Annotated in this window: 22 protein-coding genes and 1 pseudogene; 15 read left to right on the forward strand and 8 right to left on the reverse strand. The window is 64.1% G+C overall.

The window, feature by feature from the left end:
• Positions 1–6: 6 nt before the first annotated feature.
• From mgtA to JHD80_RS00255, 8 genes are all read left to right on the forward strand, one after another.
• On the forward strand, positions 7–2604 hold the full coding sequence (gene mgtA, locus JHD80_RS00220) for a magnesium-translocating P-type ATPase (protein ID WP_199084359.1): 2598 nt from the start codon (positions 7–9) through the stop codon (positions 2602–2604).
• 100 nt (positions 2605–2704) lie between these two features.
• Positions 2705–3445 (forward strand): BON domain-containing protein, encoded by a 741-nt coding sequence (locus JHD80_RS00225; RefSeq protein WP_199084360.1) that lies wholly within the window; start codon positions 2705–2707, stop codon positions 3443–3445.
• Positions 3446–3578: 133 nt separating this feature from the next.
• The gene (locus JHD80_RS00230; RefSeq protein ID WP_199084361.1) at positions 3579–4226 is read left to right on the forward strand and encodes a BON domain-containing protein; all 648 of its coding nucleotides are present in this window, start codon (positions 3579–3581) and stop codon (positions 4224–4226) included.
• A 73-nt stretch (positions 4227–4299) separates the two neighbouring features.
• Positions 4300–4848, forward strand: a complete 549-nt coding sequence (locus JHD80_RS00235; RefSeq protein WP_199084362.1) for a hypothetical protein — start codon at positions 4300–4302, stop codon at positions 4846–4848.
• Between the two features lie 178 nt (positions 4849–5026).
• Entirely contained in the window at positions 5027–6244 is a 1218-nt protein-coding gene (locus JHD80_RS00240) for an efflux RND transporter periplasmic adaptor subunit (protein WP_199084441.1), read from the forward strand.
• Positions 6241–7467: an ABC transporter permease gene (locus tag JHD80_RS00245; protein ID WP_199084363.1), complete on the forward strand. Its 1227-nt coding sequence runs from the start codon at positions 6241–6243 to the stop codon at positions 7465–7467. The genes JHD80_RS00240 and JHD80_RS00245 overlap by 4 nt, the downstream gene beginning before the upstream one ends.
• Positions 7460–8206, forward strand: coding sequence for an ATP-binding cassette domain-containing protein (locus JHD80_RS00250; RefSeq protein ID WP_199084364.1), 747 nt, complete (start codon positions 7460–7462; stop codon positions 8204–8206). The genes JHD80_RS00245 and JHD80_RS00250 overlap by 8 nt, the downstream gene beginning before the upstream one ends.
• Positions 8207–8298: 92 nt before the next feature.
• Positions 8299–9291 (forward strand): ABC transporter transmembrane domain-containing protein, encoded by a 993-nt coding sequence (locus JHD80_RS00255; protein ID WP_199084365.1) that lies wholly within the window; start codon positions 8299–8301, stop codon positions 9289–9291.
• Between the two features lie 221 nt (positions 9292–9512).
• On the opposite strand, the gene JHD80_RS00260 is transcribed toward JHD80_RS00255, so the two are convergent.
• Positions 9513–10268 carry an HAD-IIB family hydrolase gene (locus tag JHD80_RS00260; RefSeq protein ID WP_199084366.1) on the reverse strand — a complete coding sequence of 252 codons (756 nt, stop codon included), beginning with the start codon at positions 10266–10268 and terminating at the stop codon, positions 9513–9515.
• A 433-nt stretch (positions 10269–10701) separates the two neighbouring features.
• Between JHD80_RS00260 and JHD80_RS00265 the strand changes: the two genes are divergently transcribed.
• Positions 10702–11658, forward strand: a complete 957-nt coding sequence (locus tag JHD80_RS00265; protein WP_199084367.1) for a class I mannose-6-phosphate isomerase — start codon at positions 10702–10704, stop codon at positions 11656–11658.
• A pseudogene (locus JHD80_RS00270) lies at positions 11655–12794 on the forward strand (glycosyltransferase family 4 protein); the annotation flags it as partial. The gene JHD80_RS00265 and the pseudogene JHD80_RS00270, both read left to right, overlap by 4 nt.
• Positions 12795–12846: 52 nt before the next feature.
• Here JHD80_RS00270 and JHD80_RS00275 read toward each other — a convergent pair.
• From JHD80_RS00275 to JHD80_RS00300, 6 genes are all read right to left on the reverse strand, one after another.
• Positions 12847–14160 (reverse strand): glycoside hydrolase family 130 protein, encoded by a 1314-nt coding sequence (locus JHD80_RS00275; protein ID WP_199084369.1) that lies wholly within the window; start codon positions 14158–14160, stop codon positions 12847–12849.
• Positions 14147–14782, reverse strand: a complete 636-nt coding sequence (locus tag JHD80_RS00280; RefSeq protein WP_199084370.1) for a histidine phosphatase family protein — start codon at positions 14780–14782, stop codon at positions 14147–14149. Before JHD80_RS00280 ends, JHD80_RS00275 begins: the two co-directional genes overlap by 14 nt.
• Positions 14776–15819, reverse strand: coding sequence for a class I fructose-bisphosphate aldolase (locus tag JHD80_RS00285; protein WP_199084371.1), 1044 nt, complete (start codon positions 15817–15819; stop codon positions 14776–14778). The genes JHD80_RS00280 and JHD80_RS00285 overlap by 7 nt, the downstream gene beginning before the upstream one ends.
• A complete protein-coding gene (locus JHD80_RS00290) occupies positions 15816–18179 on the reverse strand; it encodes a phosphoketolase family protein (protein ID WP_199084442.1) in 2364 nt (787 codons plus the stop codon). Before JHD80_RS00290 ends, JHD80_RS00285 begins: the two co-directional genes overlap by 4 nt.
• 227 nt (positions 18180–18406) lie before the next feature.
• Complete coding sequence (locus JHD80_RS00295) at positions 18407–18667, reverse strand: hypothetical protein (RefSeq protein WP_248311295.1); 261 nt, start codon at positions 18665–18667, stop codon at positions 18407–18409.
• Positions 18668–18730: 63 nt separating this feature from the next.
• Positions 18731–19120 (reverse strand): PRC-barrel domain-containing protein, encoded by a 390-nt coding sequence (locus tag JHD80_RS00300; protein ID WP_199084372.1) that lies wholly within the window; start codon positions 19118–19120, stop codon positions 18731–18733.
• Between the two features lie 408 nt (positions 19121–19528).
• On the opposite strand from JHD80_RS00300, the gene JHD80_RS00305 reads away from it, so the two are divergent.
• Positions 19529–20176 carry a BON domain-containing protein gene (locus JHD80_RS00305; RefSeq protein ID WP_199084443.1) on the forward strand — a complete coding sequence of 216 codons (648 nt, stop codon included), beginning with the start codon at positions 19529–19531 and terminating at the stop codon, positions 20174–20176.
• Between the two features lie 116 nt (positions 20177–20292).
• Complete coding sequence (locus JHD80_RS00310) at positions 20293–20526, forward strand: NAD(P)H-hydrate epimerase (protein ID WP_199084373.1); 234 nt, start codon at positions 20293–20295, stop codon at positions 20524–20526.
• Between the two features lie 71 nt (positions 20527–20597).
• Here the strand turns inward: JHD80_RS00310 and JHD80_RS00315 are convergent, their stop codons facing one another.
• Positions 20598–21011: a DUF3775 domain-containing protein gene (locus JHD80_RS00315; RefSeq protein ID WP_199084374.1), complete on the reverse strand. Its 414-nt coding sequence runs from the start codon at positions 21009–21011 to the stop codon at positions 20598–20600.
• Positions 21012–21586: 575 nt separating this feature from the next.
• Between JHD80_RS00315 and JHD80_RS00320 the strand changes: the two genes are divergently transcribed.
• Genes JHD80_RS00320 through JHD80_RS00330 form a run of 3 tightly spaced genes read left to right on the forward strand, consistent with a single transcriptional unit; the run spans position 21587 to position 24022 of the window.
• Entirely contained in the window at positions 21587–22465 is an 879-nt protein-coding gene (locus tag JHD80_RS00320) for an aldo/keto reductase (RefSeq protein WP_199084375.1), read from the forward strand.
• Between the two features lie 4 nt (positions 22466–22469).
• Positions 22470–23171: a VIT1/CCC1 transporter family protein gene (locus JHD80_RS00325; RefSeq protein WP_199084376.1), complete on the forward strand. Its 702-nt coding sequence runs from the start codon at positions 22470–22472 to the stop codon at positions 23169–23171.
• Entirely contained in the window at positions 23171–24022 is an 852-nt protein-coding gene (locus JHD80_RS00330; protein ID WP_199084377.1) for an ABC transporter ATP-binding protein, read from the forward strand. The genes JHD80_RS00325 and JHD80_RS00330 overlap by 1 nt, the downstream gene beginning before the upstream one ends.
• Positions 24023–24104 lie beyond the last annotated feature (82 nt).

Below are 24104 nucleotides of genomic sequence, written 5' to 3' on the forward strand. Positions count from 1 at the left end.
AGGCCCATGCCAAAAGCTGCAGCGCAGGAGCCTTCAACCCCGCAGGACAGCCTTCGGACATTCTGGACGTTGTCGCCCGAGCAGATCGGCACGGCGCTCGCGTGTCCAACGGGCGGATTGTCGTCCCAGGAAGCGGCCCGGCGCCTCGATCGCTACGGGCCCAACAGCGACGCGGCGCCCAAGGCCGACAGTCGCCTGCGCGCTGTTCTTCGACGCATGCTGGAGCCGCTCTCCCTGATCCTGCTCGCGGCTGGGATCGTTTCAGTCGGGACGGGCGACACCGTCGGCGGCTCAATCATCGTCGCGATCCTCGCCCTCTCGATCGGTCTCGACACTGTGCAGGAAGGACAGGCGATGACGGCCGCAGCAGAGCTGAGCCGCTCGGTCGCGCTCAAGGCTGAGGTCAAGCGCGATGGCGCCTTCGTGCAGATCGACGTCAACGAGGTGGTACCCGGCGACCTGCTGCGCATCCGGGCAGGCGACATCATCCCCGCCGACGCGCTGATCCTCGAGAGCAGCGCCTTCACGGCTGGCGAGGCTGCGCTGACCGGCGAGCCCTACCCCGTAGAGAAACGCGCCGGGGTCAGCACAGCCAAAAGCGCCTCTCAAGCCGCCAACGCGCTGTTCCGGGGCGCGGTGGCGCAGACCGGCGAGGCGACAGCTCTTGCGGTAGGCACGGGGCGCTCGACCCTCTTCGGTTCGGCCGCGGCGGCTCTCGCAGAGAATGCCGACCCGTCACCCTTCCAGCGCGACCTGCACCAGTTCGGGCTCGTGGTCGCCCGAGCGACCATGGGCCTCGTCGTCGTCGTCCTGGCGGCCCGCGTCTCGCTTGGGCGGGATGTCCTCGATTCCCTGCTCTTTGCCGTGGCTCTCGCCGTCGGCCTGACGCCCGAACTCCTGCCGATGATCACGACGGTGACCCTGTCTCGCGGCGCGATCCGGATGGCGCGCCGCAAGGTGATCGTGAAGCGGCTCGCCGCCATCCACGATCTCGGCGCCATGACGGTGCTTTGCACCGACAAGACCGGCACGCTCACCTCCGCCGAGATCACGCTCGCCAGAAGCCTCGATCCAACCGGCGCCAAGGATGTACGCCCCGCGACGCTCGCCGCCGTGGCCGCCATCCTCGGCGGCGACCGCGGCGCGATGGATGCAGCACTGATCGCGGGAAGCCCAGCCGCCGGCAAGGACTGGTCGCTGGCGGGCCGCCGAGCCTTCGATTTCTCGCGGCGGATCGGCTCCGTGCTGGCGTCGAGCCAAAGCGAGGTTGTGCTCATCGCCAAGGGCGCGCCCGAAGCCATTCTGGATCGGTGCACGCTGAAACGCATCGGGACCGGCACGGCCCCGATGGATACGGCAGCCCAGGCCGCAGCGGCGGCTCAGGTGCAGGCTCTGGCGCAAGACGGCCTTCGCTGCATCGCCGTCGCCTCGCGACCCTGGACAGGCGCGGTGCGTGACGTTTCGGTGGAGGATGAAAGCGATCTGGTTTTCGAGGGGCTTTGCGCCTTCGCCGATCCGCCGAAGGCAACCGCAGCGGCCGCGATCGCACGGCTCGCCGCGGCCGGCGTCTCGGTCAAGATCCTCTCGGGCGACGATCCGATCGTGGTCAAACGTCTCGCGGGGCTCGTCGGTCTGCGCGGTGAGAAGGTCCTGAGCGGCGCCGACATTGCAGGCCTGAGCCATGATGCGCTAGCGGTGCAGGTCCGATCGGTCGACGCTTATGGCAGGCTGGCGCCAGACCAGAAATTCCGGATCATCAAGGCGCTCCAGGCCAGCGGCGCCGTCGTCGGTTATCTCGGCGATGGCATCAACGACGCGCCGGCGCTGAAAGCCGCCGATATCGGGTTGTCGGTCGATGGCGCGACGGGCGTAGCGCAGGCGGCGGCCGACATGATCCTGCTCGATTCCGATCTGGCAGTCGTGGCCGACGGCGTGGATGAAGGACGCCGGACATTCGCCAACATCCTCAAATATGTAAGGATGGGCGCGAGCTCGAACTTCGGCAACATGATCTCGATGGCAGTGGCGTCGGTCACCCTGCCCTTCCTGCCTATGCTGCCGACCCAGATCCTGCTCAATAACCTGCTCTACGACCTCTCCGAGATCGGTATTCCTTTCGACACCGTGCGCCCCGAGGCGACCGCGCAGCCACAAGTCTGGGATATGAACGGCCTGCTGCGCTTCGCCGCCGTGCTCGGGCTCCTGTCCTCGCTATTCGATTTCATCACCTTCGGCACGCTGATCTGGATCTTCAAGGCGTCTCCGGACGAGTTCCGCACGACCTGGTTCCTGGAATCGATGGCGACGCAGATCCTCGTCATCTTCATCATCCGCACCAATGGCCGCCCCTGGGCCGATCTGCCGCGGCCGATCCTGACCGCGACGTCTCTCACCGCATTGCTGGTTGCGATGGCCCTGCCCTGCACGCCGATGAGCGCCTGGTTCGGATTCGTGACACCGCCTGCTTCCCTGTTGGCCGCGATTGGCGCGATCGCGGTCGGCTATCTGATCACAGCGGAACTGCTCAAGCCGTTCGCACTCGCCGGGCTAGCGCGACGGAATCCGCCGGCGCGCCACCGCCGGGCGCCCGCCGCGTCTGCGTAGTTTCCGTCACTGATTAGCGGCATCCACGGCTGGTGGAGCAGCCGGCCGAGCGCCCCCGTGAGGCGAAGTTTCAAGCCCGTATGAGGGAAAGCCGAGGATTGTGGCTGCCATCCCAACGGCCGAGGGTCCGATCGCAAAGCACTGCGGCGCAATGCCGATACGTCTTTTTTGCTCCTCGAGGAACCGGCACATGCCGACAGATGGTGAAATCCGCAAGAACGTGACGGAAGAGCTGGCCTGGGCGCCCGACGTCACTGCGGCCGAGATCGGCATCACGGTCCATAATGGCGTCGTCACGCTCCTGGGGCATGTGCCTAGCCTCTGGGAAAAGGAAGCAGCGATCCGCGCCGCCCGCGGCGTGCGTGGCGTGCGCGGAATCGCCGAGGAACTCAAAGTGGCGCTATGGGATGACGACCAGACGTCTGACGAGAAGATTGCCGAGCGCGCCTTGTTCTGCCTGGCGTCCGACGTCTCGATCTCTGATGAACTGATCAAGGTCACCGTCGAGAATGGACTCGTCACCCTGACGGGGCATTTGTGTTGGCATTATCAGCGCAAAGAGGCCGAGTTCGCCGTGCGCAGGATCGCGGGCGTGACGGGCGTGATCAACCAGATCGCGCTGAAGCCGCGCAAGCTTCCCTACGACGTCGTGGCATCGGTAACGCAGGCTTTCACGCGCGGCGGCCTGAACCAGCTCGACCGGATCACGGTCAAGGTTTGCGGCGGCGAGATCAGGTTGGGCGGGTACGTCCATACGCCGCACGAGCGGGAGCTCGCCGAAGCCGCGACCTGGTCCGTTCAGGGCGTCACCGGGGTCGAAAACACGATCGCCGTCTACTGAGACAAGCCTGCGCCCGATCGCAGGAACCAACTCACGCTCCCCTTTGCGTAGATTCCGATGCTACCCCGCCGGGCATTTCAGCGCTCTGTTCGGCCGACGCAGACGAACTCCTGCGCAGTCTCTGGAGCAGGCCATGACAGACAAGACCTTGAAGCAGACCGTGCTGGACGAGCTGGCTTGGGAGCCAAGCGTGAACGCCGCGCATATCGGCGTCACGGCGCGCGATGGCGTCGTGACCTTGTCCGGCCATGTCGAGACCTACGCCGAGAAATGGGGTGCCGAGCGTAGCGTCGAGCGGCTCGCAGGCGTGAAGGCAGTGGCGGAGGAACTTGAGGTCCGGTCCCACTACTACACGGGCCACGGCGACGACGACATCGCCAAGCGGGCGTTGAACGTCCTCGACTGGGACGTCGCCATTCCGCACGACAAGGTGCGCGTGAAGATCGAAAATGGCTGGGTGACGCTGAGCGGCGAGTTGTTCTGGCAGTATCAGCGCGCCGCGGCGGAAGCCGATGTCAGGAAGTTGCCCGGCGTCACCGGCGTCACCAACATGATCACGATCGATCCGTCCATTCAGGCCTCGGACGTCCACGCCAAGATCAAAACGGCTTTTGCCCGCAATGCCATGATCGACGCCGAGGATATCACCGTCGTCACAGATGGCGGCAAGGTCACGCTGTCTGGTGTAGTCGACAGCTTTTACGAGCGCGACCTCGCTGCACGAACCGCCTGGTCGGCACCGGGCGTGACGCAGGTCGAGGATAACCTCCTCATCGCGTGAGCCGCGTTGGCGGCCGATGGCTGCCCAAGCGCGATGTGTCGCCAATCCCTTTCCCAATCTTCAGGAGACCATCATGACCTCGCACACGTCCGTCATCGCCGTTTTCTCCGACCACAAGACGGCGGAGGCGGCGGTCAAGAAGCTGGCCGATGCCGGCATCACGATGGGCGATCTCAGCATCGTCGGCAAAGGCTACCACACCGATGAGAAGGTCATCGGCTTCTACAACATGGGCGATCGCATCAAGTTCTGGGGAGCCAACGGCGCCCTATGGGGCGGCCTCTGGGGCTGGCTCACCGGCAGCGTCTTCATCACCATTCCGGTGATCGGACCCGTCGTTGTGCTGGGATATCTCGCGACGATGGTAGTCGCCGCCATCGAAGGCGCGGTCGTCGTCGGCGGGGTCAGCGCTCTCGGCGCCGCACTCTACGGAGCCGGCATCCCCAAGAACAGCGTGGTGACCTACGAGACCGCGTTGAAGGCCGACGCGTTCCTGATTCTGGCGCGAGGGCCTGCCGACGAGGTCCAGAAGGCCAAGGCCATCCTGGACACGTTCAAGCCGGGCCGGATCGATGTCCATGCGGCGGCCGCGACCACACCACCCGTGAAGCAGGTCGCCTGACGATCCCCGACCGCGCCGGCGTCGTCGCCAGGATTGCGACGGCGCCTGAACATCGCGCCTCTCCCGCCTTGGGGCAAGCCCGCTGCCCAGCCCGCCGGAAGCCCGGCCCTGCGAGGTCATCGTGAACGATTCTGCAGTAGCGCCCCTCCCGACAGCCGTGAAGCAGCTTTCAGCAGCCATGGCCGGTGCGCACTGGCTGTGGGCTCACAAATGGCCGTTCGCGGCTGCTCTATTCACCGGGGTCGTTCTCGTGCTCGGTGGCCTGCGCTGGTTCTTCGGCCCTGAGGTTGCGGTCTATCCCGTGTTGCGGACCGATCTGGTCAAGACGGTCGTCGCCAGCGGCCATGTCGAGACGCCGTTCCGGGTCGAGATCGCCAGCCAGATCACCGCGTCCGTCGCCGACGTGCTCGTCGATGAAGGCCAGTCGGTCACCCTTGGCCAACCGCTCGTGGCGCTGGAGACGCGCGAGTTGCAAGCTGCCGTCGTGCAGGCGCAGGCGACGTCGGCGCAAGCCGACGCCAGGCTTCGCCAGATGCGGGAGCTCACGCTGCCGGCCGCCGACCAGAGCCTGAAGCAGGCCAAGGCGACGCTCGCCAACTCGGAAGCCGCATTCCAACGCGCGGAGGAACTCGCGACGTCCGGCTATGGCACGCGCGCCGTCCTCGATGCAGCGACGAAGGACCTCGATATCGCCAGGACGCAGGTCCGCACCGCCGAGCTCCAGGTCTTTACCTCGACCACCGGGGGAGCCGATTTCGTTATGGCGCAGACCCAACTCGATCAGGCTCAGGCCGCCCTGAACGAGGCAAGAGCACGGCTCGGCTACGCCACGATCACAGCCCCGCGCGACGGCATCCTGATCACGCGAAGCGTCGAGCGCGGCATGGTCGTCGCACCCGGCAAGGCCCTGCTGGTCCTGGCGCCGACCGGTGCGGTTCAGCTCGTCCTGCAGATCGACGAGAAGAATATCGGCCTGCTCAAGCTGGGGCAGAGCGCCGTCGCCTCGGCCGACGCCTATGCCGACCAGCGCTTTGCCGCGACGTTGTCCTACATCAACCCGTCGGTCGACATCAGCCGCGCCTCGGTCGAGGTCAAGCTGACCACCACTCAGCCACCGGCCTATCTCCGTCAGGACATGACGGTTTCGGTCGATATCCAGGTCAATCGCCGAAACGCCGTCATGGTCGTGCCGGCGCGCACCGTTCACGATCCGCTGAGCGCCGCGCCCTGGGTTCTCGTCGTCAAGGATGGGCGTGCGCGGATGCAGGCGGTCCATATCGGGCTGCGCGCCGCCGACAACATCGAAATCCTGGATGGCCTGACGCCTGGCGACAGATTGATCCCGGTTGCCGCCGGCGTCCGCGCCGGCCAGCGCCTACGACCGGTCGCATTATGAAGAACTGGGCGCCGATCGAATGGACGATCGGCCTGCGCTTCCTCACCGAGGGGATCATGCAGACCGTCTTCATCCTCACGGGCATCGCGATGGGCGTAGGCGTGATCGTGTTCATGTCGGCGATGCTGTCTGGCCTCCAGGCGAACTTCATCAAGCGCGTGCTGACCTCGCAGGCCCATATCCAGATCATCCCGCCCGACGAGGTCGCCCGCCCGCTTCGGAGCAGTTCCGGTCTTATCGAGGGCGCGATCGTCCAGCGCCCCTCGCAGCGCATCCTATCGATCGACCAATGGCAGACGATTCGATCCGCCATGAAGGCGCGGCCCGACGTGATCACGGTGTCGCCGACGGCGACGGGGTCCGCCCTGGCGATCCGCGGTGACGCGGCGCGCAGCATAACGCTGACCGGCATGGAGCCGGAGCTCTATTTCCAGATCGTGCGGGTTCCCGACTACATCGTCGCCGGCGCAGCGAAGCTTGAAAGCGACGACATTCTGATCGGGACCGAGCTCGCCAAGGATCTTGGCGCAGCGGTCGGAGACAAACTCAATCTCAGCACGGCGAGCGGCGCCACGCAGGTGCTCACCATCACCGGCGTCTTCGACCTCGGCAACAAGGGCGCCAACGAACGCAGCACTTTCGTCGCCCTCAGGACAGCCCAAAGCCTGCTCGGCCTGATTGGCGGCATCACGACCCTCGACATCACGGTCACCGACATATACGCGGCCGAGACGATCGCGCAGGACATCTCGGCCACGCTTCCCGTCCAGGCGGATAGCTGGATCAAGACCAACGCACAGTTCTTCACCGCAGTCAGGGCACAGCAGTCGTCCAACACGCTGATCCGGTCCTTCGTGGGGCTTTCGGTCGCATTCGGCATCGCGGCGGTGCTGATCGTCTCCGTGATCCAGCGCTCGAAGGATATCGGCATCCTGCGGGCCATGGGCACGAGGCGCGGGCAAATCCTGGGCGTCTTCCTGATCCAGGGCGGCGTGCTCGGCTTCATCGGGGCCATCATCGGCTCCAGCCTCGGCGCCGGAGCGCTGTTTCTCTGGCACGGCGCCGCGCGGCAGGCCGACGGCACGGAGCTCTTCCCACTGATGCTGGAGCCGAGCCTGTTCGTCGTCGCCGCTGCCGTCGCGACGTTGACCGGCGTGGCCGCCGGCATGGCGCCGGCGCTCAGGGCGGCGCGCCTCGATCCCGTGGAGGCGATCCGTGGCTGACGTGCTCAAGCTCGAACAGATTCGCAAATTCTACAATGCAGGCACTCCGGTCGAGACGGAGGTGCTGCATGGCATCGATCTCAAGCTCGCGGCCGGAGAGTTCGTGGCGCTGATGGGGCCGTCCGGCTCGGGCAAGAGCACGCTGCTGAACATCATCGGTCTGCTCGACCGGCCGACCTCCGGCACCGTCTCGATCAACGGCCAGAACACCGCGGGCATGAGCGATTCCGAGATGACCGCATTGCGCGGACACACCATCGGCTTCGTCTTCCAATATCACTACCTGATCTCGGCCTTCACGGCGGCCGAGAACGTGATGATGCCTATGATGGTCGATCATGGCCGTCGAACAGATGCGATGCAGGACGTCGCCTATGGCTTGCTCGCCGATGTCGAGCTGACGCGCTGGCGCGACAACCGAGCCACCAACATGTCTGGCGGCCAGCAGCAGCGCGTCGCGATCGCGCGTGCGCTGGCGATGAACCCCTCGCTGGTACTCGCGGACGAGCCCACCGGCAATCTCGACAGCGTTTCGGCCGATGGTGTCTTCGACCTGATGCGACGCATCAATACGGAGCATTCGACGACCTTCCTGATCGTCACGCACAATCTCGATCTCGCCATGCGCTGCGACCGGATTCTCGACGTCATCGACGGCCGGATCTCGGGACAGGAGGCCGCGGAGGCAGAAAATATCCCCGGGTCGCGCGCCGTAGCTGAACCGCTGTCGCCGGCCTGAGATTCGCGCGGGCCGATCGCGAGCGGCTCGCCATGCGATCGACGGAGCGGCGCTAGCGAGCCGCTCCCATCCCTGCCCAGAACGAGGCTTCGATGTTTGGCCAGCCCTCAGCCGCCTCGCGCCTATTCGAACGGGTTGCGATACTGCCCGCAACGCTCATGGGCTTCGTCTTCGCGACCAGCGGCTGGCACCAGCTCTGGCTGTCACTGCTCTCGGTGGTGGTCTTCACCTTGAATGCCGCGCCCCTCGAAATCCAGCGGCGGATCGTCGATGCCGCCGTCAAGGGCGGTGCGTTTCGTCCGATCTTGCTGCTTACGATCGGCTACCTCGCCGTTGTGCTTGCCTTCGGACTGATCAAGCTCCTCACCAATGTCTATCGCGGGTGGATCGCTGAGAGCGCGGTTCGCGCTCTGCGGCTGGTGATCGATCGGCGGCTGGACGACATCGACCACGAGAGACGTCAGGGAACGACAGATGCGGTCAGCATCTCGATGATCCTGGCAGAGTGCGACGACATCGGCGGCTTCGTGGGCACGAGCATCAGCGTTCCCATCTTGGAAGGCGGCTTTCTGGTCACGGTTTTCGCCTATCTGGCTTATCTCCAACCTTGGATGGCGCTGATCGGGTTTGCCGTTCTGACGCCGCAGCTGATTTTCGTTCCCCTGATGCAGCGCGCGATCAATCGTCGCGTCACCCATCGGATCACTCTGCTCAGGAGCGTCGGCCACGACATCCTCGTGGTCCATTCGGCTTCGAGCAGCCGCGACGAGCATCGGAAATTTGATCTGGTCTTCAGCCTGAACGTCGGCGTGCTGAAGCTAAAGACGACGATGAACTTCTTGATGAACTTCACCTACAGCCTCGGCATCGGCGCGATCCTTGGCTTCGGCGGCTGGCTCGTGCTGCGGGGGCAAGCCGACATCGCCACCGTCGTGACGTTCGTCTCCGCTTTGGGGAAGATCGTGGATCCCTGGAACGACCTTGTCGACTGGGCGACGGGCCTCGCCGTTTCGTCGACGAAGTATCGGCTCGTCGAGAAACAGGTCCTCCGGATGCACCGAAGCGAAACGGAGGCCTATCAATGAAGCCGCTCATCCTCGGCCGAGAAGTCGTCTATTCGGGCTATCTGACCGTCGAGCGGATGGGGGCTGGCGGACCGCGCTCTAATGACCGACGCGAAGCTCATGATTCTGGTGCAGACATTACGTATACGGAAACTGGAACTCTTCCTGCCTGCCCATCGAAGTCCTCGGCCTGACGGCTGGATTCACAAGAGGGCTCCGCGCTGATGTAAGGCTTTCCCTGGTCAAGGCGCCGAAGCAAGACAGGCTATCATCGTCTCGATCACACGCTTTGCCTCTTGCGGATCTCGGACCTGGATCGCATCGACGCCCGCATTCTTCACCGGCTCGTCGTTTCCTCCCGGAAACAGCGCGTCGCCGGCGAAGATCATCCCGTCCAGACTTACACCGAGGACCTCGCGCAGCTTTCCGATCCCGTAAGCCTTGTCGATGCCGGGCCTCGTGACATCGATCGAGGTGGTGCCGCCCAGCCGGATGGAGAAATCGGGAAGCGACTGGTCGAGCAGGGTCTTGATGCGTTTGCGCTTGGAAAAATCGGGGTCCCATTTCGCCTTTTCGTCCAGCGGCGCCTGCTGGCCGATGGCCGAAAAGGTGATCTGGCTGCCCCGGTCCTCGATCTGAGCGCCCCAGATCCGGGCGGGTGCAATCTTCGAGGCAGCGACTGCACGCATGATGGCTTCGACGATCATGCGCTTGTCTTCATCAGCCAGATCGTCGGAGTACAGCCTCTCCCAACGCGTGTTGACATAGCGGTAAAATTTCGTGCCGCATGCGGGCAGCAGCGAGAGGCGGGCGATGTCGGCCGTCGCCGCCAGCCGGGCAATGACCTGCGTCTGGAACTGCGGCCAATCCCCACCCGAGATGATGGCGACGGGAACGATGGCGAGCAGCAAGCTCAGCAGCGTTGCCATTTCGGCGTCGATCGGAGACTTGCTCTCCGCGAGCGTGCCGTCGAGATCGAAGATGGCAAGCGTCTTCACCTCAGAAGCTGCCTAGTACCGAGGCCGGTAGCCTGGCGACGCAACTCGCGCCGCCTTGCCGGTCCGCGACGCGCTCCGGCGCGGCCAGGCAATACCGTGATGAAGGCATCTGCATTGGCTTTGCCTTTCGATCTGGACGCTGCCTGCCCCAGGGTCGACGGGGATCGACCATAGGCCGGCTCCGCAACGGAACCAGCAGCGGAAACTACGCAGCCTGAACCAGCCGACCGTCGGCCGGCGCGATAACGGGGATTTCCCTCGCCGGGCGCTTACGCTTTCGTCGATCGCGGCTGCGGTGACAGCACTTTGGCGATGAGCCCCCGGGCCATTTGAGTACTTCCCGACCCTGCCGGCGCGCTCCGGCAGCCGTTAGGCTCCCGAGCTTGGCTTGCGAGGCGCAGCTGCGCCGGTGAGCTGCATCAGGAGATTTCGCATGACGATCGAAAAGGCCGTTCGGCTGGATGTCGCGAAGCCCTGGGGCAGCACCAATCGTGGATGCTGGGGCGGGCATTCCGCCGACCATGCGATGATCGGCGAGACATGGTTTCAGCGCTCCGACCTCGTCGGCGCGGAGCCCGACCTGCTGGTGAAACTGCTTTACACGACCCAGCGCCTCTCGATCCAAGTCCATCCCGACGATGCCTTTGCCCGGTCAATGGGACTGCCACACGGCAAGAGTGAAGCCTGGTATGTGCTCGCGGCGGAGCCTGGCGCCGAAGTGGCGGTGGGGCTCAAGCGCGAGATCACCGATGCAGAGCTTCGGGCCAGCCTTATTGACGGCTCGATCGACGCGCTGATCGCGTGGCGGCCGGTCCAAGTCGGCGAATTCGTCTTCGTGCCCGCCGGGACGATCCACGCGATCGGTGCCGGTCTCGTTCTGGCCGAGATCCAGCAGCGCAGCGACACCACCTTCCGGCTGTTCGACTATGGCCGCGGCCGCGAGCTGCAGATCGAAAGCGCGCTCGCCGTCGCCAAGGCGGAGGTCACCCCGGCACAGTCGTGCTCGCTGCGGCTGTCTCGGAACCGGACGTTGTTCCTAGCCAATCCGCATTTCGTGATCGAGCATCTGGACTTGGCCGCCCATTCGGGCTGGCAGTTGTTCGCCGCGCAAGAGACCTGGCTTTTGGGAATCGGCGGAGACGCGCGCGTCGCCGACCTCGATCTCGCGATGGGCGAGGCGATCTATCTGAAGGCGCAGCATGCGCCCCTTCAGGCCGGCGCGTCGGGTCTTCAGGCCCTCGTCGCGTATGTCGGCGGCGCCGCCTGTTCCATGCTGCTCACAGAAATCGAAACGCAGCCGGCGGCGCAACCGCACGCCTGGCAGGCACGGTCGTCGCCTACACAGCCCCAGCCCCTCGCCATGAACCGCGCGCTTGGTGACATTCGATGACTCGCCCGCAAAAGATCGCCTTCGTCGGCAATTCCTTGCCCCGCCGCTGCGGCATCGCGACGTTCACGACCGACCTGCATCAGGCGATCGCGAAATCCAGTGGCGTCGCGGACACCGGCATCGTGGCGATGACCGATCACGGCCATGTCTACGACTATCCGCCCACGGTGCTGTTCCAGGTGCGCGACGACCGCATCGAGGACTATGTGCGCGCCGCCGAGTTCCTGAACAGAGCCGCGTTCGACGTCGTCTCGCTGCAGCACGAATTCGGCATCTTCGGTGGCGAGGCCGGCGGCGATATCATGGCTATGCTGTCGCGCCTGACGATGCCCGTCGTGACCACCCTTCACACGGTGGTGGAAGAGCCGACGCCAGCGCATAGGCGCGTCTTCGGCCAGGTCGTGGATTCCTCGGCGAAAATCGTCGTCATGGCCGAAAAGGCGCGCGAATTGCTGCGCGATATCTATCGCGTGCCATCCGACAAGATCGAGGTGATCGCGCACGGCATCCCGTCCTTTCCGTTCGTCGAGCCCGACGACGCCAAGATACAGTTCGGCTTCGAGGGGCGTACGGTGATCCTGACCTTCGGTCTGCTCTCGCCCAACAAGGGGATCGAGGTGATGATCGACGCCATGCCGGCCATCGTCGCCAAGCGGCCCGACGTGCTCTACCTCGTGCTCGGCGCGACCCATCCCAATCTCGTGCGCGAGCAGGGCGAGGCCTATCGCGAGAGCCTGGTCGCGCGCGTCAAGGAACTCGCTGTCGAGGACCATGTCGTGTTCCTCGACCGTTTCGTCGATCAGCCAAAGCTGCTGGCCTTCATCGCCGCCTGCGATGTCTATGTGACCCCCTATCTGAACGAGGCGCAGATGACCTCGGGGACGCTGGCCTACAGCTTCGGCCTGGGAAAGGCCGTGGTTTCGACGCCCTATTGGCATGCCAGCGAGTTGCTGGCCGGCGGCCGCGGCATCCTGGTACCATTCGGCGACGCGGCGGCGACCGGCGCGCAGATCGCAGCGCTGCTCGGCGATGCGCCACGGCTGCGGTCGATGCGCGAGCGCGCCTATGCCGGCAGCCGCTCGATGACCTGGGAGAAGACGGCGGCACGCTATCTCTCGGTTTTCGCACAGGCACGCCTGCCCCGCCCTCCCCGTCCCGTCCTGCGGCAAGCGATAAGGGCGCATGATCTCACGCCTGCGTCCTCACCATCGCCTCCAGAAGCCGGTTCACCGGCATGGATGCAAAGGTCGTGAAGCTGTCCGCTATCGCATAGGGCAGCAACAGGGTGCGCTGATGAACCATCGCGCCACAGCTGTAGAGCACGTTGGGAACATACCCGTCATGGTCGTCCGTATCAGGGCGGATCAGGGGCTCGGCCAGCCTGGCGAGTAGCTTAGACGGATCATTCTTGTCGAGCAGACAGGCGCCCAGGCAATAATTGCGAACCGCACCGACACCATGGGTAATCACCAGCCAGCCCTCGTCGATCTCGATCGGAGAGCCGCAATTGCCGATCTGGACGAACTCCCACGGGTAGCGTGGCGTGACGATCCTCACGCCGGCTTCCCAACTATAGAGATCGTCCGACATCTGAAGCCAGATATTCTCATGGTCCTGCCGGCCGAGCATGGCGTAGCGCCCGTTGATCAGCCTGGGAAACAGAGCCATGCCCTTGTTGTCGGTCCCGGGGCCGCGCAGCGCTGTCAGGTCGATGGTCACGAAGTCGGTCGTGCGCAAGATCTCCTGCCGGATCGCGCCGCCGCTGAACGCGGTATAGGTGCCGAGATAGGTGGCGTTCCCGTCATCATCGACGAAGCGGACCAGCCGAAGATCCTCGATGCCGTGACGCTGGGCCGGCGTCACGGGAAAGAGGACGATCTCCGACGGGTCGCGAGCTTCCTCACAGAATAGTCTGACGCCGGGATCGTCCGCCGCCCCGCCGGGAATGGCCTTGATACGCGGGCAGATCGCCTGATCGCTGGGCTGGTCGATCGTGACCGCGCCTTTCGATGACCAAAGGCCTGTGCGAAAGGTGACCGATGAGATATTGCCCTCCCCTATGCCGCGCAGCGACAACAGCAGCCGGACGTCTCCGGGCGCGACGCCAGTCTGGTCGGGATGCGGCACGATACTCGGGTTGAACAATGCGGCAGCCTCGAACGAGTATTCCTCGCTGAAATAGGCCCCCACGAGCAAAGACTGCTCGGCATCGATCGCGCCGGGGTCGATGACCGGTCCGTTGACCTCATGGAAGCGGCGGAGCAGGACCTGAGGCACATCGCGATGATGTTTTTCGAGGCTTTCGGTGAAATGCGTGAGTCCGCAATGCACGTCCGCCTTGTCGAGGCCGAGGACGCGATCCGTAATCCGCTGCGCGCGCGATTGGTTTGGAGAAATGAAGGGCTCCTGGTCGTCGGCTGGAATGAATGGCCGGATGACCACGCGCGACGGATCGGGCCGGAGCGTGACCGGCAGATGCGTCAGATCATCATGAGCCGACATGGGCATCTCCGACGCCGAGCCCGATGTCGGACTGTGCCAGCGCGGCGTTCCATCTCTCGATGACAGGGACCTGTGAGTGACCGGACTTGGGACCCAGCACGCTAACCGCGGCTGGATCGAACGCGAAATGTCGGCCGTTCGCGATCGCCAGGCCGATCCATCGGGCCGCTAGAGCGCATCCGAACTGGCCGTGGGAGAACAGCGCGACATTGCCCGCGATAGCCAGAAGGCCGCCAATCAGCCTGTCAGCCCGGGCGGCAACCTGTGAAGGCGTTTCGCCATTCGGGCTGCCGTCGCGAAAGAGATCCCAGTCCGGCACTTCCTTGCAGATCTCGGCGCTGCTTCGGCCCTCGTAGTCGCCATAATCCCATTCCGAAAGATCGGTCGAGATTTGAGCATGCTCGCCGAGACCTGCCAGGGTGCAAGTGTCGCGTGCGCGAAGGAGCGGGCTGGTCAGCACCAGCGCGAACGGGGTGACCACGAGATAGGCTCGAAGCCTCCGCGCCATGGCTGCGCCATGCTCCGTAAGAGGCAGATCGTTCTTCCCGGTATGCCGCCCCGACAGCGACCACTCGGTTTCGCCGTGGCGGATCACGTATAATCTGGGGAGAGGCTTCAGCATGCCATCCCCGTGAACCGCCGGATTTCGTTGGATGCATCGTAGAGGCCACGGCGTGCGGCCTGGCTGCAGCCGGCGCGATGCCTGATGGCCGCTTGCGCCGCCTGCGCGCGATCGTCGCGTCCGCCCCAGATTTCGAGCGCCGGCTGCTGGATGGCCCGCCCGAAGGAGAACGTCAGCTGCCAAGGCATGAGCCCGCGAAACCGGAGATGCATCGTATTAAGCCGCGCGGATGCGAGTTCTCCGCTCTGCCCGCCCGAGAGGAAGGCGATGCCCGGAACCGCGGCCGGAACGGTATGTAACAGGCAATTAACCGTTGCGTCGGCGATAGTGTCTGCGTCCTCCTGGTTCGCACAGTCCAGACCTGACAGCACCATATTCGGCTTGAGGATCATGGCTTCCAGCATCACGCGTTGTTCGTCGGCATGGCGAAAAAAGGCGCGCAGAATCGCTTCGGTCACCTCGGCGCAACGCGGTAGATCGTGGCTGCCCTCCATCAGCACTTCGGGCTCGACCACGGGCACCAGCCCGACCTGCTGACAGATTGTCGCGTAACGCGCGAGAGCTTGCGCATTCGCCTCAACGCATCCTCGACTGGGGCGATCTGTGTCGACCGCGATCACACCGCGCCATTTGGCGAAGCGCGCGCCGATTTCGGCATAGGTTGCGAGCCGGGCCTGCAACCCATCGAGTCCTTCCGTGATCTTTTCGCCGGGATGTCCCGCAAGCTCGATCGTGCCGGCATCGACCTTGATTCCGGGCAGAATTCCGACCCGGTCGAGCAGCGAGACGAATGACGCCCCATGGCTCGTTTCCTGGCGGATCGTTTCATCGCACAGGATGGCCCCTGAAATCGATTGTCGCAGGCCGGGCGTAGTGACGATCAGCTCGCGCCAAGCGCGACGCCTGTCGGCGGTATCGGGTATCCCGAGCGCGGCAAAGCGCCGATTGCAGGTGCCGATACTTTCGTCGATCGCCACCAACCCTTTGTCGTCTGCGCCCATCGAGCGCGCGATCTCCGCCAGATCGTCGGCGTTCATATCGGCGCCCCCCAGGTCCAATCGAGGATTTCGGGCATGTCCTGGCCGTGGCGGTCGATGTAGCGCTTATGCTCGACCAGCTTGTCGCGCATCGATTGCTGGATATAGGCGCCCCGGCTGCCCGTCTGCGGCAGCCGATCGATCGCGTCGATTACGAGGTGGAACCGGTCGAGCTTGTTTTGCACGCGAATGTCGAACGGCGTCGTGATCGTGCCTTCCTCGCAATAGCCGTGAACATGGAGGTTACGATTGGCGCGGTGGTAGGTGAGCTGATGGACCAACCCGGGATAGCCATGAAAGCCGACGATCACAGGTCGGTCGCGCGTGAACAAGGCATCGAAATCGCGCTCGCTGAGCCCATGGGGATGCTCTGCACAAGGCTGGAGCTTCATCAGGTCGACGACATTGACGACACGGACCTTCAACTCGGGAAGATGCTGTCTCAGGATCGATGTCGCAGCCAGGATTTCAAGCGTCGGCGTGTCGCCGCAACTCGCCATGACGATATCGGGCTCGCCATCCTGATCGTTGCTCGCCCATTGCCATATACCGATGCCCTGGGTGCAGTGCGTGATGGCGGCATCGATCGTCAGCCATTGCGGCAGCGCGTGCTTTCCCGCGACGACGACGTTGATGTAATGGCGGCTGCGCAGGCAGTGATCGACCACCGAGAGCAGGCAGTTGGCGTCGGGCGGAAGATAGACGCGGACGATATCGGCCTTCTTGCTGACGACATGGTCGAGGAAGCCGGGGTCCTGGTGCGTGAAGCCGTTGTGATCCTGCTGCCAAACATGAGAGGCGAGCAGGATGTTGAGCGAAGCGATATCGCGCCGCCACGGGATTTCATTGGTCACCTTCAGCCATTTGGCATGCTGGCCGACCATCGAGTCGACGATGCGGATAAAGGCCTCGTAGCTGTTGAAAAGGCCGTGGCGCCCCGTCAGCAGATATCCTTCGAGCCAGCCTTCGCACTGGTGCTCGCTCAGCATTGCATCGACCACGCGGCCCGCTGGGGCAAGGAACTCGTCCTCGGCTTCGATCAGAGCTTCCCATTGCCGGTTCGCGACCTCGAACACGGCGCCGAGCAGGTTCGACAGCGTCTCGTCGGGGCCGAAGATCCGGAAATTGTCGGGGTTCTTCGTCACGATGTCGCGCAGGAACCGGCCAAGTATCGGCGTGTCGCCGCTGCTGACGGCGCCGGGCGCGGGCACGGTGACCGCATGCGCGCGGAAATCGGGCATCCGGAGGTCGCGCAGCAGCACTCCGCCATTGCCATGCGGGTTGGCGCCCATTCTACGGTTGCCTTCGGGCGCCAGCGCAGCCAGTTCGGGCACGAGCGCGCCGTCCTGATCGAACAGATCGTCAGGTCCGTAGGCCTTCATCCAGCTTTCGAGCGCCTGAACATGGCGGGGGTGTGCAGCATCGACGAGGAGCGGCACCTGATGCGAACGGAAGGTGCCTTCGATCTGCAGGCCGTCGACGGTGTTTGGCCCGGTCCAACCCTTGGGCGAGCGCAGCACGATCATCGGCCAGCGCGGACGCGTCGTGTCATTGTTGTCTTTCGCGTTCTGCTGAATGGCGCGGATTTCCGCAATCACCGTTTCGATCGTCGCCGCCATCTGCTGGTGCATCACATGCGGATCGTCGCCTTCGACGAAATGCGGCGTCCAGCCGTTGCCACGGAAGAACTGCTCGATCTCGTCATGGTCGATCCGCGCGAAGATCGTAGGATTGCTGATCTTGAAGCCGTTCAGATGCAGGATCGGGAGAACCGCGCCGTCGGAGACGGGATCGAGGAACTTGTTGGACTGCCATGCAGTCGCCAGCGGCCCCGTCTCGGCCTCGCCGTCGCCGACCACGCAGGCGACGATCAGATCGGGATTGTCGAGCGCCGCGCCAAAGGCATGGCTGAGCGAATAGCCGAGCTCTCCCCCCTCATGGATCGAGCCCGGTGTGGTCGGCGCGACATGACTCGATATGCCGCCGGGAAAAGAAAACTGCGTGAACAGCCGCTTCATGCCGGCTTCGTCCTGCGAGACCTCAGGGAAGAACTCGCTGTACGAGCCTTCTAGATAGGTGTTGCCAACGATCGCGGGACCGCCGTGTCCGGGGCCGGCGACGTAGATCATGTTCAGATCGCCCGCGCGGATCGCCCGGTTCAGGTGGACATAAATGAAGTTCTGGCCAGGTGTCGTGCCCCAATGCCCGACAACCAGAGGCTTCACATGGTCGAGCGTCAGCGGCACGCGCAGAAGCGGATTGTCGTAGAGATACATCTGACCGACCGAGAGATAATTCGCGGCGCGCCAATAGGCATGGGTCAGGCGCAGTTCATCGGCTGCGAGGCAAGGCGTCCGCATCGATGCGAGGTCGACAAGGACAGCGCCGTCTCCGGCAAGACTCGAACGGTTCATCGCTGCAGCTCCGCGTCATCCGGGGATCGGCGGTATCGCTCGTCACCGAATGAGATTTCGGCGCACTATCAAGCGACGCCGCCGACCCGGTAAGGATCGGAATCTACGTAGCCAGCGCGATCGGGCAGTTGCCCTGGACCCACCAGGGCGTGGAGCCGGCGACGCGCCTGCGGTCATCTGTCGTCCGCTTCGTCCGACGATGTGCTCCGAGCGTCGTCGACCGACCCCGCATCGGTTTGCGACGCCGCTTCGCGCGACGGCCGGTGGTTTGATGGATTGTCCTTATACTCGTCGATCTGGACGCCCTTTCCATCGAGGCTTTGGCCGGGTATCCTCTGTGCCTTGTCGCGATTGCTGAGGATAGAGTCTTTCCTGACCTTCTCGTCGTCGAGCTCGGTCATCGCGCCGGTTCCACTGCTCTGTCCCGCGGGCATCGGTCTACTCCTTCTCGTTGTTCAAGCAGACAGGGCGTCGAAGCGGCCCTGTCTGCTTCGGCTTCAGTAGGTGTAGGAATAGTTCGGCAGGGCCTTGAGCGAATCCCTGCTTCCGCCATTCAGCGTGATGCGACCGTCGACGACGGTGAGCGCGGACGCCGCCACGACGACATGCTGCTTGGCCATCCCGAGGAAGCCGCCGACTGACAGGACGGCGTAAGGGACGCTATCCTTGGAGGTAACGATCAAGTCGTCGACTTTGCTGATGTTCTCCTTGGCATCGTTGTACACAGTGGCGCCAACGAGCTTTGACGAACGGTAGCCCGTCGCCAATGTCATCGGGTTGATTTCCGTCAGCGCGACGGTCTGCTTGGCGCCTTGCGCAAAGGCCGGCATTGCGGCCGAGGCGATCAGGAGCGCGGTCGCGGCGATGAGTGTGGTCGAGCGTTTCATGGCGGTGTCTTTCGTCAGGGAGGATCGTGAGACCGAGACCTGTCGGCAAGAGAGCGCGACCGTGTCTCCAGGCTCGATCGGCGAGTGCCTTCGAGTGCGACAATCCACGAAGCAGAAGCTTCATAAATTTACTCGTTCTCTAAGCTACGAATGAAGGCTATCGCCTTTTCTTGCTGGCGAAACAGGATCGGAAAGTACTCATCGCCTTATCGGCTGAGGATGGATCAGTCATTCAGATGCGCTTACCGGCGCTCTACTTCACCACGCCCCATGACAGCGGCCTCCGCGGGCCCGAATTTTGCGAATTGGGTAGTTTCCGAGCCTATCGATGCAAGATCGGGCTCCATAACGATGCTCGGGATGACGCCATTCGACGTCGTCCTCATCATCGCAACACCGGAGAACGACATGTTCGACGACAAAAGTTTGAAGCAGGCTATCCTCGACGAATTGCAGTGGGAGCCGAGCGTGAATGCGGCCCATATCGGCGTCACGGCCCACAACGGCGTGGTCACGCTCACGGGCCATGTCGAGAGTTACACCGAAAAGCTCGCGGCCGAGAAGGCCGCTCGTCGGGTGAACGACGTCAAGGCAGTGGCCGAGGAAATCGAGGTCCAACTGCCCTTCAGCGTCAAGCACGGCGACGAGGAGATCGCGGCCGCCGCGCTCGACCGCCTGAAGTGGGATTCGAGCATTCCGACGGGCGCCGTCAAGGTAAAGGTCGAAAAGGGCTGGGTCACGCTGACCGGCCAGATCGACTGGCACTATCAGGCGGCATCGGCCGTGAGCGCCATTCGCGGCCTCTGGGGCGTCATCGGCGTGTCCGATCTGATCACCGTCAAGCCCAGGCCGAATACCTCGGCCATTCGCGAGAACATCCTCAAGGCGCTGGACAGGTCGTGGTTCGATCCCGCCACCATCAACGTGACCGCGAAGGGCGGCGAGGTGAAACTCACAGGCACCGTCAACAGCTGGTACGAGCGAGACGAGGCAGGTTCGGCCGCCTGGGCCGCTCCCGGAACGACGTCGGTCGACAACGCGATCCACGTCGGCTGACACCGAGACGCTCCCCCTGCCGGCGGTCCGCCGGCGGGGAATGGACAGGCCGACCGTGCCCCTTTGCGAGATCACCATGGGTCAACCCAGATCGACGAGCCGCCCCTTGCTCCGCCATGAACAGCGCCCTGCTCGACGCCCGCTGGATGGGCGAGGCCGGATTGTCGGGCATTATGATGATGGATAATGCGGGTGCATCGGTCGCCCGCGAGACCATCGCGCGCTGGGCGCCCTGCCCGGTCGCCGCCCTGTACGGCTCCGGCAACAGTGGCGGCGACGGCTTCGTCGCCGCAATTGCCGTGGATGCGCTGGGCGGAACAGGCCTCTGCCCCGCCATCCCAGACCCCTAACGGAAAGCAACTCTTCGACGGCGCAGCCCACGCGCCCTGCACGCACCCGGCTCTCGCCATAAGCTTTGCGGTCACTCGGGATTCAAATCCTCGCAGGTCTCGCCGAAAAGGAAGAGCCCCTCCTCGAGGCAATCGGAAACGAGCGGCATTCCCATCAGATAGGCGGCCGTACGGGTATTATGGGCACAGCGTGCGTCGGCCAGCAGCCGGCTCCACTCGGTGAGGTCGCCATCCCCGCGGCCGAGCCAGGCGAGCGCGACGAGCTCGATCTGCTCGTCGATGTCGAGGTCGTGGATGAAGCGCTTGAGCTCATGCTCGACTGGATCGTGTCGGTCGTCCTCCAGAACATCGACCATGCCATCGTCGCTGGCATTCGAGCCGGAATCCGGATCGGTCACGCCTTCCTTCCCGTCGAACTGGCGTGCTTTGGACAGAATGAAGCAGACCTTGCGGGTCGCAATACCCAGATCAGGTCTATGGGTCATGATTTTCTCCGGATCAGGGGCGGCGTTGCAAAAGGGTATGCTGCTCCGCCAGGTCGGGCGATGGGCTCGGCGAACCGGGCCAAGCTCCGCCCGTTTGGGCGCTCAGTTTCGCGTTCGTGTGGCTTCGCCCGCGCACGAAGGCTTGACCTCGACGCCGGTGATCCGGGGGGCCTGGCAGCGCAGTCCGTCGAGATCTTGTCCTCCGTGCCTCCGCGATCGATTTGGCAGCCACGACCTCCGCGGAGGTCTGTGCGTCTGCCGCGTCGGGCTTGCAGGCGAGCGCGCCCATATTGACCGGCTGAGCCCCGTCGGAAAGGTTCGGAAAACCCCCATGACGCCCGCCAGATCCACTGCAGCTGCGCACATCGAGGAGTGATGCTGCCCCTCCGCGGAGCTGCGTAGTTCCCGGGGCTAGCGGTTCCAGCCCGTCACTGGCCCTATGCCTGTCGCAAGCGTGGCCAACTTCCCAAATCCCGGGTTCGCCATGCCGTTCGCCGGTCCCTTACGCGCAGGATACGCCGCATGCGCGGCGATACCCGGCACCTTCTTCCGGCATTTATTCAAGGAAGCTCGACGTGGCCAAACTCGATGCCGGCAAGTCCGGCACTTTCAAGATCGGCAGCGAGATCGCGATCAACCGCCTCGGCTTCGGTGCGATGCGGCTGACCGGAAAGGGCATCTGGGGCAACCCGGATGACCACGACGAATGCCTTGCGACCCTGAAGCGCCTGCCCGAACTCGGTGTGAACTTCATCGACACCGCCGATTCCTACGGACCCGACGTCTCCGAACGTCTGATCCACAAGGCGCTTCATCCCTATCGCGATATTCTCGTCGCCACCAAGGCGGGCCTCGTGCGGGGTGGTCCCGATATCTGGCAGCCGCTCGGCCGGCCGGAGTATCTGCGACAGCAGGCCTTGATGAGCCTTCGCTTTCTCGGCGTGGAGCAGATCGGATTGTGGCAGTTGCACCGGATCGACCGCGGCGTCCCGCGCGATGAGCAGTTCGGCGCGATCAAGTCGCTGCTCGACGACGGCCTCATCCGGCATGCCGGGCTCAGCGAGGTCTCGGTCGAGGAGATCGAGGCGGCGCGCGCCGTGTTCCCGGTCTCCACCGTGCAGAACCGCTACAACCTGATCGACCGGACGAGCGAGGCCGTGCTGACCTATTGCGAAACGCGCGGCATCGGGTTCATCCCTTGGTATCCGCTGGCCGCGGGCAAACTGGAGAAGCCGGGCTCGCTCCTGGACGGCATCGCCAAGACGCACCGCGCTACGCCCGGGCAGATCGCTTTGGCTTGGCTTTTAAACCGGAGCGATGTGCTCTTGCCCATCCCCGGGACGTCGCATGTCGCGCATCTGGAGGAGAACGTGGCTGCAGCCAGCATCGCGCTGTCGCCCGAGGAATTCGCAGCGCTGGACGTGGCGGGAATAGCTGTCTTCGAGAACCATTGATGCAATGACGCGGCTCAAAACCCATCACGAACACCATGTTACCGGACGGCTCGGCTGGCTTCGCGCCGCCGTGCTTGGCGCCAATGATGGCGTACTCTCGACCTCCAGCCTGATTATCGGCGTCGCCAGCGCCGGAGGTAACGCAAACAGCATTCTCAATGCTGGCGTCTCGGGTCTCGTCGCCGGCGCCATGTCGATGGCGGCCGGCGAATATGTCTCGGTCAGTTCGCAGGCCGATTCCGAGAATGCCGACCTCGCTCGCGAGCGGAAGGAACTGCACGACGATGCTGTCGGGGAGCTGGCCGAACTGACCAATATCTATGTGAGCCGCGGGCTGAACCGGCGTCTTGCCATCGAGGTCGCCACGTCGCTGATGGCGCATGATCCGCTGGGCGCCCATGCCAGGGACGAGCTTGGCCTGTCGACCGCAACCGCCGCGCAGCCGGTCCAGGCGGCGCTGTCCTCGGCGGCCGCTTTTGCCGTCGGGGCCATCGTGCCCGTCGGCATTGCCCTCATCGCTCCGGCACACCTTCTTGTGGCGTCCGTATCGATCGCTTCGCTGGTGTTCCTGGCCATCCTGGGCGCTGTCGGCGCAAGGGTCGGCGGCGCGCCGACAGGAATTGCCGCGATCCGTGTCACATTCTGGGGCGCGTTCGCGATGGCCGTCACGGCCGGCATCGGCGCCCTGTTTGGAACGCGGGTCTGATGGGCTCGGTCGAGAAAGCTTCTTTTCCCAAACCGGCATCCAACGCGGCAGCTCTTGGTCTCGACCATCCCGTCGTCGTGATAGAGAAAAGCCCGCGGGACATCGCCATCGGCGTTCGCGATCTCGTCGTCGGATTTGGCGACAGGATCATTCTGAACCACCTCGACTTGGATGTCTGTCGCGGCGAGATTCTCGGTGTCATCGGCGCGTCCGGTTCGGGAAAGTCGGTCCTCACCCGTGCGATCCTGGGCCTGCTTCCAAAGCGCGAAGGACACATCGAAGTTTTCGGCGAGGACGTCGATAAAATCTCGGCTGACGCGACCAGGCTGCTGGAACGCAGATGCGGCGTCATGTTTCAAAATGGCGCGCTGTTTTCCTCATTGACGGTGAAGGAAAATATCCAGTTCCCGATGCGCGAGCATTCGCAGCTGTCACACGATCTTCTCGGACGGATGGCGATGCTAAAGATCGAGATGGTGGGACTGCCGGCCGATGCGGCCGACAAATCGCCAGCAGAGCTCTCCGGGGGGATGACCAAGCGAGCAGCGCTTGCCCGCGCGCTGGCGCTCGACCCGCAGATCCTCTTCCTGGATGAGCCGACCTCGGGGCTGGACCCGATCGGGGCTGCAGAATTCGATGTCCTGATCGGCAATCTGCGCAAGACGCTCGACATGACCGTGTTCATGGTCACCCACGATCTCGATAGCCTGCATCAGATCTGCGACAGGGTTGCGGCGATCGCCGATGGGAGGGTGATCGCGATAGGTCCGATCGAGACGATGCTCACGTCGAACGACCGATGGCTGCATGCCTATTTCAATGGCGTTCGCGGGCGGCCGGGTCGCGCCTGACCGCGCTCCGCAGGGCCGACGATCGTCGGCCGCCTTGCGTATTTTCCGATGCTCTCGCACGGCGTTTAGACCGCCTAACATC

This window comes from Allobosea sp. ASV33 (assembly GCF_016428755.1).
Taxonomy (GTDB): Bacteria; Pseudomonadota; Alphaproteobacteria; order Rhizobiales; family Beijerinckiaceae; genus Allobosea.